This window comes from Porphyrobacter sp. THAI-01a, from assembly GCF_056868655.1.
Genome location: NZ_CP180579.1, coordinates 1,391,146 through 1,405,196, shown reverse-complemented (window position 1 = coordinate 1,405,196; position 14,051 = coordinate 1,391,146). Strand labels below are relative to the sequence as shown.

Annotated in this window: 10 protein-coding genes; 3 read left to right on the top strand and 7 right to left on the bottom strand. The window is 64.9% G+C overall.

What is annotated here, in order from left to right; genetic code table 11:
• Window positions 1-22: 22 nt before the first annotated feature.
• Together ACMX37_RS06840 and ACMX37_RS06835 are read right to left on the bottom strand one after the other, a co-directional pair.
• Window positions 23-274, bottom strand: a complete 252-nt coding sequence (locus ACMX37_RS06840) for a hypothetical protein (protein WP_483148105.1) — start codon at window positions 272-274, stop codon at window positions 23-25.
• Window positions 275-645: 371 nt separating this feature from the next.
• The gene (locus ACMX37_RS06835; protein ID WP_483148104.1) at window positions 646-1,440 is read right to left on the bottom strand and encodes an outer membrane protein assembly factor BamD; all 795 of its coding nucleotides are present in this window, start codon (window positions 1,438-1,440) and stop codon (window positions 646-648) included.
• Between the two features lie 108 nt (window positions 1,441-1,548).
• On the opposite strand from ACMX37_RS06835, the gene ACMX37_RS06830 reads away from it, so the two are divergent.
• Window positions 1,549-2,457 (top strand): hypothetical protein, encoded by a 909-nt coding sequence (locus tag ACMX37_RS06830; RefSeq protein WP_483148103.1) that lies wholly within the window; start codon window positions 1,549-1,551, stop codon window positions 2,455-2,457.
• A gap of 282 nt (window positions 2,458-2,739) precedes the next feature.
• Here the strand turns inward: ACMX37_RS06830 and ACMX37_RS06825 are convergent, their stop codons facing one another.
• The 5 genes from ACMX37_RS06825 to ACMX37_RS06805 form a co-directional block, all read right to left on the bottom strand.
• On the bottom strand, window positions 2,740-3,429 hold the full coding sequence (locus ACMX37_RS06825) for a hypothetical protein (protein ID WP_483148102.1): 690 nt from the start codon (window positions 3,427-3,429) through the stop codon (window positions 2,740-2,742).
• The gene (locus tag ACMX37_RS06820; protein WP_483148101.1) at window positions 3,429-3,989 is read right to left on the bottom strand and encodes an AlbA family DNA-binding domain-containing protein; all 561 of its coding nucleotides are present in this window, start codon (window positions 3,987-3,989) and stop codon (window positions 3,429-3,431) included. The genes ACMX37_RS06825 and ACMX37_RS06820 overlap by 1 nt, the downstream gene beginning before the upstream one ends.
• 236 nt (window positions 3,990-4,225) lie before the next feature.
• Entirely contained in the window at window positions 4,226-6,043 is a 1,818-nt protein-coding gene (gene lepA / locus ACMX37_RS06815; protein ID WP_483148100.1) for a translation elongation factor 4, read from the bottom strand.
• A gap of 66 nt (window positions 6,044-6,109) precedes the next feature.
• Window positions 6,110-8,266, bottom strand: a complete 2,157-nt coding sequence (locus ACMX37_RS06810) for a putative bifunctional diguanylate cyclase/phosphodiesterase (protein WP_483148099.1) — start codon at window positions 8,264-8,266, stop codon at window positions 6,110-6,112.
• 150 nt (window positions 8,267-8,416) lie between these two features.
• Window positions 8,417-11,149, bottom strand: a complete 2,733-nt coding sequence (locus tag ACMX37_RS06805) for an EAL domain-containing protein (RefSeq protein ID WP_483148098.1) — start codon at window positions 11,147-11,149, stop codon at window positions 8,417-8,419.
• A 206-nt stretch (window positions 11,150-11,355) separates the two neighbouring features.
• On the opposite strand from ACMX37_RS06805, the gene ACMX37_RS06800 reads away from it, so the two are divergent.
• Together ACMX37_RS06800 and ACMX37_RS06795 are read left to right on the top strand one after the other, a co-directional pair.
• A complete protein-coding gene (locus tag ACMX37_RS06800; RefSeq protein ID WP_483148097.1) occupies window positions 11,356-13,053 on the top strand; it encodes a PHA/PHB synthase family protein in 1,698 nt (565 codons plus the stop codon).
• 132 nt (window positions 13,054-13,185) lie between these two features.
• Entirely contained in the window at window positions 13,186-14,046 is an 861-nt protein-coding gene (locus tag ACMX37_RS06795; RefSeq protein WP_483148096.1) for an alpha/beta fold hydrolase, read from the top strand.
• Window positions 14,047-14,051: the final 5 nt, after the last annotated feature.

Genomic DNA, 14,051 nt, shown 5'->3' with positions numbered 1-14,051 from the left:
ATTCACTCCCTTGTGCTCGGCGTTACTTGGGGTTCCTGTTCACCAGGTCCGCGGCGACGCTGCTGGTCTTGTAGGAGATCTCCCAGGCGACCTTGTCCTTGAGACCGGCCGCCAGGGCCTCGGCCGAGGTGGTCTTGTAGGAGATTTCCCAGAGATTGTCCTTCGGGCCGAAGCCCTTGATGCTGGACTGGAGATCGTGGACGAAATAGCCCCGCTCTGCGATTCTCGTGTCGGCAAGCACCTCGTTGCGCACCCGCGCGACAAGATCATTCATTGAATTGTCATCAGGTTTCGACGCCATAACTGCCTCCTCTATTTGGTCTTGAAGACCTGCTCGGCATTTGAGCGACTCGATATTCTCATTTTAATAATAGGTTAGTCAATAAAGGGGCATTTTAACTTATAGTTTTTGTATGTTCGCGACAATTACTTGTCATGATTCTCGTGCAGCAGTAGCGGCTGCGCGTTCACCTTCAGGGCGAACGCGCAGCGCAGCCGAAGGCGGTGCCTTCAGCGCATCGGAAATGCGGATTCAGCCGGGCGGACTTGGGGGAGGACAGAGCCGGGCTGGTCGCCGGCGATCGCCGTCCATGAGGCGGCAGGCATCGCCCGGCAGGCGGCGCGCTGCAACGCGCCCGGCAGGGCTCAGGAGGCGGTCACGCCCTCGGCGTGCTTGCCGACGAGCTTGTAGGCGCGCTCGTACCACTCGGAGCCGGGGTAGTTCGCGCCGAGCACCGCGGCATATTTCACCGCCTCTTGCGGCACGCCGAGTGCAAGGCTGCTCTCGGTCAGGCGGTAGAGCGCCTCGGGGGTGTGGCTGGTGGTGTCGAACTTCTCGACCACGTTCCTGAACCGCATGTCCGCCGCCAGCCACAGGCCCATGCGCTGGTAGTGGCGGCCGATCTCCATCTCCTTGCCCGCGAGGTGATCCGCCACCAGATCGAGCTTCAGCCGCGCGTCGGCGGCATATTCGGTCTGGGGGAAGCGCCGGTTGACCTCGCGCAGCGCGGTCTGCGCCTGCTCGGTGATCTTCTGGTCGCGGTTCACGTCGCTGATCTGCTCGTAATAGCTGAGCGCGATCAGGTAGTAGGCATAAGGCGCGTCCTTGTTCCCCGGGTGGATCGACAGGAACCGCTGCGCGTTCTGGATCGCCTTGTTGTAATCGCGCGCGATGTAGTAGCTGAAGGCGCTCATCAGCTGCGCGCGGCGGGCCCAGGGCGAATAGGGGTGCTGGCGCTCCACCTCGTCGAACAGCGCCGCGGCCTGCAGCGTGTTCCCCCGGTCCAGCCGCCGCTGCGCCTCGGCATAAAGGGTTTCGACATCGCGCGCGACATAGGCGACGTCCTTGCCCTTGGAGCTGCCGGCACAGGCCGGGAGCGTGAGCAGCGTGGCGGCGGCGAGCGCGGCGCCGAGGGTCCGAGTGGTGAGCTTTGTCGACATGGGCCGGACCTATAACGGCGCCTCCGGTGAATGGGAAGTGAAGCCGCGCGCCCCCTCCCCCGCGCCTGCGCATTTTCCTACCCGGGAAAAATGTGATCCTCTCCCCCCATGACCCGCCGCAAGGACCCCCGCACCGCCCGCCTCCCCGTCCCCGCCGGAGAGCTGCCCCCCTTCACCCCCGTCCCGCGCCAGTGCAACCGGCACGACGGCTGGACCCCCGAACGCCAGCGCGGCTTCATCGAGGCGCTCGCCGACACCGGCTCGGTCGAGGCCGCGTGCAAGGCCGTCGACATGGCCCAGCGCGGCGCCTACCACCTGCGCCGCCAGCCCGGGGCCGAGAGCTTCCGCGCCGCCTGGGAGGCCGCCCTCCAGCTCGGCGTGCAGCGGGTCGAGGACGTGGTGATGGACCGCGCCCTCAACGGCGTGGAGGAACCGCTCTACTCCTACGGCAAGCTCGTCGGCACCCGCCGCCGCTACAACGACCGGCTGCTGATGTTCATCCTCCGCAACCGCGCCCCCGAACGCTTCGCCGCCGGTGGAGGCCCGCGCGGATTGAACGCGGTCGGCCAGATGGAGCTCGAGCGGCTCAGGAAGCAGTGGCGCAAGGAATGGGAGGCCGAAATGGGCTTCGTCTCCGCCGCCGAGGTCAAGGCGAGCATCGACCGCAAGATCGAGAACATCCGCCGCACGATGGAGCCGCGCCGCATCGCCCGCTGGGCCGCCATGTCCGAGGAAACCCGCGAGGCCTTCGCCCGCTTCATCGCGCTGCGCGACCGCGACCTCGCCGCGATGAAGGCCGAAGAGGCCACCCGCGCGCTGATGGCGGTCGACTACGACACCCCCGCCACCCGCTTCGAGGCGACCGGCCCGATCTCCGAAACCCTGCTGCGCGCCGAGATGGCGGAGTACGACCCGCCCGCCCGCAACGAGATCGTGGTTCCCTTGTGGAAGAAGCCGGAGCCGGAACCGGAGCGGGAGCCGAAGACGGTGTGGACGTTGAAGGATGAGGAGTGGTGAAGGCGCCCAGCGCAGGCGTTCGCGAAGCGAAGGCCAAGCTGGAAGCCGGTGCGCGCCAGCGCATCACCCGACCCGGCCGACGGGTGGCCCCGAAGCGAAGCGAGGGGTGAACCCGTTCGACGTCATGGCCGCGGCTTTGCCGTGGCTGTGTCCAGCCATTTTTCGAACCCTAGGTCCTCGGCAGGGGATCATAACTGAGTGCCTGACCTATCTTCCGGCACCAGAAGTGCAGAACGGCGTATAAGAAGAAATTGGCCGTGCAATTGCGCTTTAAGATGTGACTTAGTACCACTCTCGGCGGTAAAAGCGATCGATGTCTGTCAGAACTTGTTCCTGGGCCGGACTCCACCCGAAATGGTCGAAAATCTCGAGAGCTATTCCGGCAGCAAGTCTTCTCTGATCATCAGATAAGTCGAACCGAGTGAGGTTTCGCTCTATCGAAATAACCTCAGCTTCAGTCGAAAAACGACCAAAGAATGGAATCCTGCCCCGGCCAGCGCGAAGATATCTTCCTCTGGTATTCCTTAACTCGATCGAAACAGAAACTCCGCTTTCGTATAAGCCATGCGAACGAAGTCGGAAAAGAAACTCCACGAATTCTGTGACAGAATAAACAGTGGAAAGCGCATCTAAAATCGGTACATTCGGATTACCGTAATCCGTACGATTTGTATCTTCATGAAGAGCAACATATGACAAAAACTGGGTGCTACGATAGAGCCGAGAAAACTCTAAGAAGCCAGACCAATTTGTCCAGTGCTCGATATAGTTCCCTACGTTTGCAGACCCACCAGTGTCATCATTGCGGTTATTCACATGCGGAAAGTCCCAACCCCGTATTGATACAGAAGACCTCTGAACAACATCTCGGCAACCAACCAAGGAAAGCGGCTCCGCACGCCGTCCGACCGGCCGAAAGTTAATTCTCCAGTGGCCAACCGCTCGAATTTTCTCAAGCAAACCTTCCTGCATCACAGGCCGCCCAACTCTGCCTCAAGTTCGTCATTTATTTGCAGGTCGGGGATGAAACCAGCCCGACGCAGACCGCGGTATCTCCTTGAAATAGAAGATTCAACGATTTCACGCATGTCTTCAGCCCGATCAACCCGGGCACTCGCCGGTTTCCGAGAACGGCTTCGAAAATAAATCGAGCCCGCACTTACGTCATGGCCATCGCGTGCACATATGACAGGTATTTCTTCAAACGGAGCGATTTCAATTACAACGTATCGCAACCCTCCACTATCGCTGATAATCTGTTTGGAGAAAATCACTCTGGGATCGGCGTAGGGATCAATCTGATCTCGCATATGATCGATATTATACGTTTCGATTTGCTGCTCTGTTAAACCCTGCCGTGTGAACGTTTTATCTTCGACCCCTACGATAATCACCCCGCCATCGATGACGTTTGCCATTGCGAGTATATCTTTTACGAAAGTCTTCGCATCCCAATCCATAGCCGCCTTGAACTCAATTGAATCCGTCTCTTGAGCCCCCACCAAGGCAGCTTCGAGAGCTTCAGGCGTCATTTCTCAGTCTTCTCCAACAACCGGAGAAACCTTTTCTAACGATCAGCGAGTTGTCAGTCGAGTGGCTAGCGACAGTTTAGGCCGCTAACGAAGAGAAAAATCAGCCGCGGCAAAGCCGCGGCCTACGTCGAACGAGTTGGCCTGCGGCCACCCGCCGGCCGGAGTTACAGCCTCTCGCTCACAAGCCTGCGGCTTGTTCGCGGGGCTTCACTCTCGCATCCTCAGAATGAGAGAGGTTACTCTTCACCCATGCGTAGAGCGGCGATGAAAGCTTCCTGAGGAATACTGACGTTGCCGTATTCTCTCATTCTGGCCTTACCCTTCTTCTGCTTCTCCAGCAGCTTCTTCTTCCGGGTAATATCCCCGCCATAGCACTTCGCGGTCACGTCCTTGCGCAAAGCCGCAATCGTCTCGCGGGCGATCACCTTGCCGCCGATCGCGGCCTGGATCGGGATCTTGAAGAGGTGGCGGGGGATCAGGTCCTTCAGCCGCTCGCACATGCCGCGGCCGCGTTCCTCGGCGTTGGCGCGGTGGACGATCAGGCTGAGGGCGTCGACCGGCTCGTTGTTCACGAGGATGTTCATCTTCACGAGGTCGCCCTCGCGGGTGCCGATCTGTTCGTAGTCGAAGCTGGCATAGCCGCGGCTGATCGACTTGAGCCTGTCGTAGAAGTCGAACACCACTTCGTTGAGCGGCAGCTCGTAGGTCACCTGGGCGCGGCCGCCGACATAGGTGAGTTCGGTCTGGATGCCGCGGCGGTCCTGGCACAGCTTCAGGATCGCGCCCAGGTATTCGTCGGGGGTGTAGATCACCGCCTTGATCCACGGCTCCTCGATCGACTCGATCCGGTTGGTGTCGGGCCAGTCGGCGGGGTTGTGGATGTCGATGGTCTTGGCGTCCTCGGTCTTCGAATGGCCGAGGTGGATGCGGTAGACCACCGAGGGCGCGGTGGTGATGAGGTCGAGGTCGTATTCGCGGCTGAGGCGTTCCTGGATGATTTCCAGATGCAGCAGGCCGAGGAAGCCGCAGCGGAAGCCGAAGCCCAAGGCCGCGGAGGATTCCATCTCGAAGGAGAAGCTCGCGTCGTTGAGGCGCAGCTTGGCAATGCTCTCGCGCAGTTTCTCGAAGTCGGCGGCGTCGACCGGGAAGAGGCCGCAGAAGACGACCGGCTGGACTTCCTTGTAGCCCGGCAGCGCCTCGGTCGCGCCGCCCTTCACGGTGGTGATGGTGTCGCCGACGCGGGCCTGTTCGACTTCCTTGATCTGCGCGGTGATGAAGCCGATCTCGCCCGGGCCGAGCTCGGTGAGGTCGGTGCGCTTGGGGGTGAAGCAGCCGACGCGGTCGACGAGGTGCTGGGTGCCGCCCTGCATGAACTTGATGTTGAGGCCCTTGGTGAGCTTGCCGTCGATCACGCGCACGAGGATGACGACGCCGAGATAGGGGTCGTACCAGGAATCGACGAGGCTGGCCTTGAGCGGCGCCTCGGTGGTGCCCTTGGGCGGCGGGATGCGGGCGACGACGGCCTCGAGCACTTCCTCGATGCCGATGCCCGACTTCGCCGAGGCGAGGACAGCGTCGGAGGCGTCGAGGCCGATGATGTCCTCGATCTCGGCCTTGACCTTGTCGGGCTCGGCGGCGGGCAGGTCGATCTTGTTGATGACGGGGACGATCTCGTGGTCGTGCTCGATCGACTGGTAGACGTTGGCGAGGGTCTGGGCCTCGACGCCCTGCGCCGCGTCAACCACCAGCAGCGCGCCCTCGCAGGCGGCGAGGCTGCGCGAGACCTCGTAGGCGAAGTCGACGTGGCCGGGGGTGTCCATCAGGTTGAGCTGATAGGTCTCGCCGTTCTTGGCCTGGTAGGTGAGGCGCACGGTCTGTGCCTTGATGGTGATGCCGCGCTCCTTCTCGATGTCCATATTATCAAGGACTTGCTCGGACATCTCGCGCGCGGAGAGGCCCCCGGTGAACTGGATCAGACGGTCCGCGAGGGTCGACTTGCCATGGTCGATATGCGCGATGATGGAGAAATTGCGGATGTGGGAGAGGTCGGTCATCGCCGCGCGATGTAGCGCCGGGTCACCGCATTGTCATTCGCCAAAATCGCAACAGCCTGAAGGCTGTCACCCCCCATCGCGAACCGGGGTTGCATAGCCGAACTTGGGCACCGCCCCGCCCTGCTCAACCCCGAGGAACTTGCCCGCTCCCAGCGGAGCGAGCGGTGCTCCCGCCGCAGCCAGCGCGTAGGGCGAGACGCGGTTGCGAGTGCACAGCCCGCCCGATCCGTCCTCGACCAGCGACTGCTCGAACTCGAGGCCCTGCACATCGCCGTTGGAGCGCGTCACCGTCGCCACAGCGAGCTGCCCTCCGCCCAGATCGACCACGAACTGCGTGCCCTTGGGCACGTCGGCCAGCCCCTGGATCAGCGCCCCTGTCTTGGAAAGGTTGCGCAGCGTGACCTCGTACGCATAGTCGTCGTGGATAACCTGGATCTTTCGGAACACCGTGCGCCGGCGGGCACGGCGCGTGCGCTCGGCGCCAGGATCGATCTTCCACGCGCCGCCGGCCATTTCCTGGTCGAGCGTGCTCTCGTCGACCGGCTCGCTGAAGATCGGCCCTTCGAGATAGCGCACGCCGCAATCGGTGAGCGCGGCCAGCAGGCCCGCACTCTCCACGCCGCCCGCCATCGTGTCCATCTGCAAGGCCCCCGCAAGCGCGACGATCGCGCGCACCAGCCCCAGTTCGCGGCTGTCGTGGCGCTCGGCCTCGGCGACCAGCTTCTGGTCGATCTTGATCGCGTCGAACGGCGCGCGGCGCAGATAGGCGAGCGAGGAATAGCCGCTGCCGAACTCGTCGAGCGTCAGGCGCACACCGAGCTTGAACAGCGCCGCAAGCGTGCGGTCGACGATGTTCGCATCGCCGAAGAACACCGCCTCGCTGATCTCCAGCTCGAGCCGTGCGGGCGCGATGCCGGCAGCCTCGACGGCAGCACCCACGACCTCGACGAAGTCGTCGGCGAGGAACAGCACGACCGGCACGTTGACCGCGATCCGGACGCTCTCCGGCCATAGCGCCGCACGGGCGCAGGCGGCGGCGATCGCCCAGCGGCCGACATCGCCGAGCAGCGCCGAGCCCTCGACGATCTGGGCGAACTCCTCCTCGTCGATCACGCCGCGGTCGGCATGGTTCCAGCACACATGCGCCTCGAGCGAGGCGACCGCGCCGCCCGTCGCCTCCACGATCGGTTCGAACCGCAGGAACAGCTGCTGCTCGCGCAGCGCGGTGCCGAGGTCCTGTTCGAGCCGACGGCGGAAGATCGTCTCGTTCTCGAGATCGCCCGAGAAGAAGCGGTACTGCGCCCGCCCGCCGTTCTTGGCGGCATAGAGCGCAAGGTCGGCCGCGCGCACGATCTGATCGCGGGTGACGCCGTCGTGCGGAGCGATGGCGATGCCGACCGATGCACCGATGACGCAGCGCCCGTCCTCGAGGCTGTAGGGCTGGCGCAGCATGGTGATGATCTTCGTCGCCAGCTCGCCCAGCACCCCGCGGTCGTCGATGTCGGGCAGCATCACCTGGAACTCGTCGCCGCCCAGTCGTCCGATCTCGCATTCGCGGTCGATCGCGCGGGTGAGGCGGGTCGCAACCTGCTTGAGCAGGGCATCGCCCGCTGCATGGCCGAGCGTGTCGTTGACGTGCTTGAAGCGGTCGAGATCGATCATCATCACCGCGCAGTTGCGCCGCGCCGCCTTGAAGGCTGTCAGCGTCGCCTCGATCTGGTGCGCCATGCGGTGGCGGTTGGAGAGGCCGGTGAGCGAATCGTATCGCGCCAGCCGCGCTGTCTCCTCCTCGCGGTGGTACTCCTCGGTGATGTCGGTCCCGGTGCCGCGGAAGCCGAGGAACTCGCCGGTCGCGCCGGTCACCGGCTGGCCCGACAGGCGCAGCACCGCGCCCTCCGGCCGCCGCGCCGCGCGCACCGCCATGCCCGCAAAGGCCTTGTGCGCGCCCAGCATCAGCGCGAGCGACTTGCCGCGCTCCTCGCGGTCGGCCGCAGCGAAGATCGCGGTGAGCGGCTGGCCGATCAGCTCGTCGAGTGGCAGATCGAGCCGTGTCGCGATCGCGCCGGAAAGGTAGGTCAGCTGGCCATTCTCATTGCTCGCCCAGAACCAGCCGAGGCCCGACTGCTCGAGCTCGTCGAGCATGGCGAGCCGCTCGCCGTCCGACAGCGCCGAGACGGCGACCGGCGCGCCCGCGCGCGGGGCGGCGGGACTGCGGGAAGACAAGAGACCCTTGAGGGACATCTCGCGGTCGAACCTCCAAACCTCGGACGACAGGCGCTGCCACGCCGCCGCGCCGTGTTTGCCAAGGCCTAAACCCCGATGGTTATTATTCCGCTAAAGCGGCTGGCTAACGCGCCGCTAACCCCGGAGGAGCTACCAGCCGCCGGTGCCGGTGGCCTGGGCCTGGCCCTTGAGCACGGCGAAGGACCCGTCGGCGCGGCGCTTAAGCGGAGCATGGAATTCGATCCCGACACGGTTCTCGCGCGACCAGCGCACCTGTGCCGTGACCGACTTCTCGGCCGAGAATTCGACCCGCACCGCGCTGCCTGCGGGCATGTTCCACAGCCCCTCGATCATCGCGCCGCTTTCGGAGATGTTGCGCAGCGTGGCGTTGAGGCGGTTGCCGTTGTGCACCACCACCACCCGGCGCAGCAGGTTCTGGCGCGGCGCGCGGGCCGACTGCGGGCCATCGGCCTCGGCGACAAGATCGCCGGAGACGAGCGCGGTCGCATCCGAGGCGTTCATCGGCTTGAAGTAGATGTAGCCCTGCACATGGCTGCACCCGAGCAGGCGCACGAGTTCGAGCTCGTCGAGCGTCTCCACGCCCTCTGCGGTCGTGTCCATGTGCAGCGCCTCGGCGAGGCTGGTGATCGAGGCGATGATCGCGCCGTTGCGGCTGCCCTCTTCGGTCGCGCCCTGCACGAAGCTGCGGTCGATCTTGATCTTGTCGAACGGCGCCTTCTTCAGATAGCCGAGCGAGGAATAGCCCGTGCCGAAATCGTCGAGCGCAAGGCGCACGCCCACCCGCTTCAGGGCCTTGAACATCGCGTCCGTGCCCTGGCTGTCGTTGAGGAACACGCTTTCGGTGATTTCCAGCTCGAGCCGCGAAGGCGCGACTCCGCTGTGCGCGAGCGCGTTGGCGACGATGGTCGGCAGGTCGGGGTTGGCGAACTGCAGCGCCGAGACGTTGACGGCGCAGCGGATCGCGCGCGGCCAGCGGGCAAGGTCGGCGCAGGCGGTGCGCAGCGCCCATTGGCCGATCCGGTCGATGAGCCCCGCATCCTCGGCGATCGGCACGAACTTGGCCGGGCTGATCCAGCCGCGCTTGGGGTGGTTCCAGCGCATCAGCGCCTCGAAGCCGACGATCTTCTCGTTCGCGGCATAGACGACCGGCTGGTAATAGAGTTCGAGCTCGCCCTTGGCGATCGCCTCGCGCAGGTCCTGTTCAAGCTCGGCGCGTTCTTCGGCGGCGGCGTGGAGGTCCTCGGCATAGAAGCGGAACACCCCGCGCCCGGCATCCTTGGCGGCGTAGAGCGCGAGGTCGACGTTGCGGATCAGCTCGTCGCTGTTGGCACCATGCTCGGGCGCGAGCGCGATGCCGACCGATGCGCCGATCACCACGCTCTGGCCCTGGATCGAATAGGGCTGCGAGAGCGAGGCGATGATCTCCTGCGCCATGTTGCCCAGCGCGTTGCGGCTCTGATGGCCGGGAACGATCACTTGGAACTCGTCGCCGCCCAGACGTCCGCAGCGCCCCGCCCCGCCGATGGCCCGCTCTAGGCGCTGGGCGACCTGCTTGAGCAGGGCATCGCCCGCCGGGTGACCGAGGGTATCGTTGACGTGCTTGAAGCGGTCGAGATCGAGCATCAGCACTGCGCAGGCGCGTTCGCGTCCGCTCGGCGCGGCGAGGATCTGTTCGAGCGCCTGGCTCATCTGCACGCGGTTGGCGAGGCCGGTGAGCGAATCGTAATGCGCGAGGCGCGAGACCTGCTGCTCGGAACGGCGCTTCTCGGTCAGGTCGGTGCCGTGGCCGCGGAAGCCGCAGAAGTTCTTGTAGCTGTCGTAGACCGGCCGGCCCGCGAGCGCCCACCAGCGTTCATCGCCCGTCGTCGCGGCGCGCACCTCGACATCGTGGAAGGCCGAACGGGCGGACAGATGGAAGGCCAGCGTGCGCTCGGCATCGGCGGCGCCCTGGGAGGGATCGACGATCTCGCTCAGCGGGCAGCCGACCACCTCGTCGGCGGTCTTGCCCAGCACCAGCGCGGCCTTGGGGGATATGTAGGTGATGAGCCCGCGGCGGTCGGTTTCCCAGAACCAGCCCTGCCCGGTCTCCTCGAAGCTGCGCAGGATGTCCTCGGCGCGGGCGGCAACGCGCTCGCGGGCCTCGCGGGCGAGGCGGCGGCGCTGTGCGGCATTCCATTCGAGCCGTGCGATCAGCGCGAGGGTCAGCGCGGCGGCGAAAACCGCGGCGAGGGTGACCGCCTCGGGCACGAGCAGCGCAAAGCCCGCCCAGCTTGCGATCTTGGCGCAGAACAGCGAGATGATCCGCATGTCGAACAAGGCGGCGGCGGCGGCGTTGATGCACACCAGCGTGCCGATCGCCCATTGCCAGGGCAGCCCCTCGCTCACCCACATCGCGAGTGCGATCCCCGCGCAGGCCATCGGCAGCACGATCCCCACCCCCACGATGGCGAGGCGCAGCGCGCTGGCCTTCTCGGCCTGCCGCTCGGTCGCAGCAAAGAGCGAGCCGCAGGCGAACAGCGCCGCCGATGCGAGCGCAAAGCTCAGCGTGATGGTGGAGGGAAGACCCTGGTGCACCACCAGCGCCATTCCGAAGGCGGCAAGCAGGAACATGGTCATGCCGCCCGCCTCGCGCGGCAGGAAGAAGTTCTGCTCGCTTGCGGGTTCGTCGATCGCCTGCTGGAGGCCGCCTGCGCGTTCGGCTTTCAGGCGCTCCGGACCGCGACGCTCCCCGCGGCCGCGCTGGTCCGAAGCTGCGGCCTCGCCCGCGGCCTGCCGCGCGGTGGCGACGGACCGCAGATCGCGTCCCGAACCAAGCGGGCGCGGATTGTGCGTTGCGAATTTGCGGATTGGTTCCCCGGCCATCACCCTCCCATGCCATGGGTTCGCCTAGAAAATCGTTAATGACGATCGATGATTCCGGGCGCTTTGGCATCTTTCCCGCGCCCCCGATCCGTGCCCTCGCCCGCTTGCAACTTGGGTCGCCGCGATGCATTCTGAGCGCCGAGACCGCGTTAACCCGGTGCCGCTCAGGACGGGTGAAACGCAAGGTCGTGAGAAAAGGGGATCCCATGGCAAGCAGCAAAGTGAAGCTCGAGAACGAGGCCGCCCAGTCCACCAATGCGCTGGGGCCGCTGATCGGGGTGGCGCGGGAGGATTTCGTCAGCGCCGTCGCCCTGCTCCTGCGCGAGACCGCCTCCGATCCTTCGCGCTTCATCCGCCATTCCACCGCGATGGCGCAGGACATGGTCAAGATCATGACCGGCAAGAGCGATCTCGCCCCCGATCCCAAGGACAAGCGGTTCATGGATCCGGCCTGGCAGTACAACCCCTTCTTCCGCGCCGGCGCGCAGTATTACCTCGCCGTGCAGAAGGGGATGAAGAACTGGCTCGAGGACCTCGAACTCGACGAGCTCGAGCGCAACCGCGCGAACTTCATCGCCAACATCATCCTCGACGGGCTTGCCCCCACCAACACGCTGGTCGGCAACCCCACGGCGCAGAAGCAGATCATCAATTCGGGCGGCCTCAGCCTCATCAAGGGCCTGCAGAACGCCTATAACGACATCGTCCACAACAAGGGGATGGTGAGCCAGGTCGACAAGCGCCCCTTCAAGCTGGGCGAGAACGTCGCGACCTCGAAGGGCGCGGTGGTCTATCGCGACGAGATGATGGAGCTGATCCAGTATGCCCCCTCCACCGAGGAGGTCTACGAGGTCCCGCAGCTGACCATCCCGCCGCAGATCAACAAGATGTACATCAATGACTTGAGCCCCGACAAATCGGTGGTCAAGTGGCAGGTCGACAACGGCATCCAGACCTTCGTGATCTCGTGGCGCAACCCCAGCAAGGATCAGGGCCACTGGGGCATGGACGCGTATATCGCCGCCTGCGAGAAGGCACTCGAGGTGGTGTCCTCGATCACGGGCTCGAAGAAGGTCAACGTCTCGGCCGGGTGCTCGGGCGGGCAGACCGCTTCGGTGCTGGCCTCCAAGCTCGCCGCGACCGGCAACCCGATCCTCGGCACGCTAACGCTGATGGTCTGCGTGCTACACCCCAAGCCGACCGACATCGAGGCCGGCTCGCTCGTGTCCGAGAACGGGATGCAGCTCGCCCGCCAGCGCGCAATGAAGCAGGGCGTGATCAAGGCCGATGACCTCGCACGCGGCTTCGCGTGGCTGCGCCCCAACGACCTCATCTGGAACTACGTGATCAACAACTACCTGCTGGGGCAGGACCCGCCGGCCTTCGACGTGCTGTTCTGGAACGCGGACGCGACCAACCTGTCCTCAAGCCTGATGGGCGATTTCCTGACCCTGTTCGAAACGCTCGCCTTCACCAAGAAGGGCGAAGTCGAGATGGCGGGGCACAAGATCGACCTCAGCAAGGTGACCGCCGACCTGTTCATCCTCGGCGGGGTGACCGATCACATCACGCCGTGGAAGGCGACCTATCGTTCGACCCAGCTGTTCGGATCGAAGGATGTGACCTACGTGCTCTCGCAGAGCGGCCACATGCAGGCGATCCTCAACCCGCCGACCAACCCCAAGGCCAAGTATTTCGTCCAGAAGAAGGCCGGCAAGCTCCCCCCCACCGCCGACGAGTGGCTGGCGGGGGTCGAGGAGGTCAAGGGCAGCTGGTGGCCGCGGTGGATGGAGTGGGTGCAGAAGCGTTCGGGCAAGAAGAAGCCTGCCCCCGCCGCTCTCGGTAACGACACGTTCCAGCCCGGCGACCCGGCCCCGGGACTCTACGTCGTCGAAGAAGTCTGATACAGGATCGGCGCGCGAGGTCCGTTCCGGCAGCGGAACGGCGGCGCGAAATTTATGGGCGCGCGCGCTATGGGATCGGTGTGCGCGCCCAACCCGCCCTCACTCTCGAGGGCGCAGAAAGGACGTGAATACGTGACCAATCCCATGGACGACGCGGTCGTCTCGATGGTGCAAGTGGGCGGCCGGACGCTACGGACTGCGGCCTGGCGGCTCGACATGCCCTCCGATCACCTGCCGGTGCTGTTCTTCAACGGCATCGGCGCGAACATCGAGGCCGTGGCCCCGTTGGCCGCCTCCCTGCCCGAGCGCGGGTTCCTGATGTTCGACATGCCGGGGACGGGCGAATCGCCCGATCCGCTGATCCCCTACAACCCCTTCACCATGAGCTGGACCGCCGCCGAACTGCTCGGCAAGTACGGGCTCGATGAGGTCGACGTGATGGGCGTCTCGTGGGGCGGCGCGATGGCGCAGCACTTCGCGCTCCAGCACCCCAAGCGCACCCGGCGGCTGACGCTGATCGCGACCACCCCGGGGATGCTGATGGTGCCGGGCAATCCGGCCGCCTTCACAAAGATGGCCGATCCGCGCCGCTATATCGACCCCGAGTTCATGAACGAGCATTTCGCCACGCTCTACGGCGGGGTGGACCGGGACGGCGCCAGCCACCAGAAGGACAGCCACATCGGGCGGCTGAAGCCCCCTTCCCCGCGCGGCTACATGTACCAGCTGATGTGCATGATGGGCTGGACCAGCCTGCCTGCCCTGCCCTTCATGAAGAAGGAAACCCTGATCATGATGGGCGAGGACGACCAGATCGTCCCCGTCATCAACGGCCGGATCCTGAAGGCGATGATCCCCAATTCGCGGCTCGTCACCTTCGCCGGCGGCGGGCACCTGTTCCTTCTGACCCATGCCGACGAGAGCGTCGCCGCGATCCGCGAATTCCTGGATGCGCCGGAGACCGCGAAGGAAGCGAAACGCGCAGCCGCCTGACGCTG

Excerpts from the sequence above, each read along its gene's own strand:
- ACMX37_RS06840 (WP_483148105.1), bottom strand. The coding sequence starts at position 274 with ATGAATGATCTTGTCGCGCGGGTGCGCAACGAGGTGCTTGCCGACACG.
- ACMX37_RS06835 (WP_483148104.1), bottom strand. The coding sequence starts at position 1,440 with ATGTCGACAAAGCTCACCACTCGGACCCTCGGCGCCGCGCTCGCCGCC.
- ACMX37_RS06830 (WP_483148103.1), top strand. The coding sequence starts at position 1,549 with ATGACCCGCCGCAAGGACCCCCGCACCGCCCGCCTCCCCGTCCCCGCC.
- ACMX37_RS06825 (WP_483148102.1), bottom strand. The coding sequence starts at position 3,429 with ATGCAGGAAGGTTTGCTTGAGAAAATTCGAGCGGTTGGCCACTGGAGA.
- ACMX37_RS06820 (WP_483148101.1), bottom strand. The coding sequence starts at position 3,989 with ATGACGCCTGAAGCTCTCGAAGCTGCCTTGGTGGGGGCTCAAGAGACG.
- lepA (WP_483148100.1), bottom strand. The coding sequence starts at position 6,043 with ATGACCGACCTCTCCCACATCCGCAATTTCTCCATCATCGCGCATATC.
- ACMX37_RS06805 (WP_483148098.1), bottom strand. The coding sequence starts at position 11,149 with ATGGCCGGGGAACCAATCCGCAAATTCGCAACGCACAATCCGCGCCCG.
- ACMX37_RS06800 (WP_483148097.1), top strand. The coding sequence starts at position 11,356 with ATGGCAAGCAGCAAAGTGAAGCTCGAGAACGAGGCCGCCCAGTCCACC.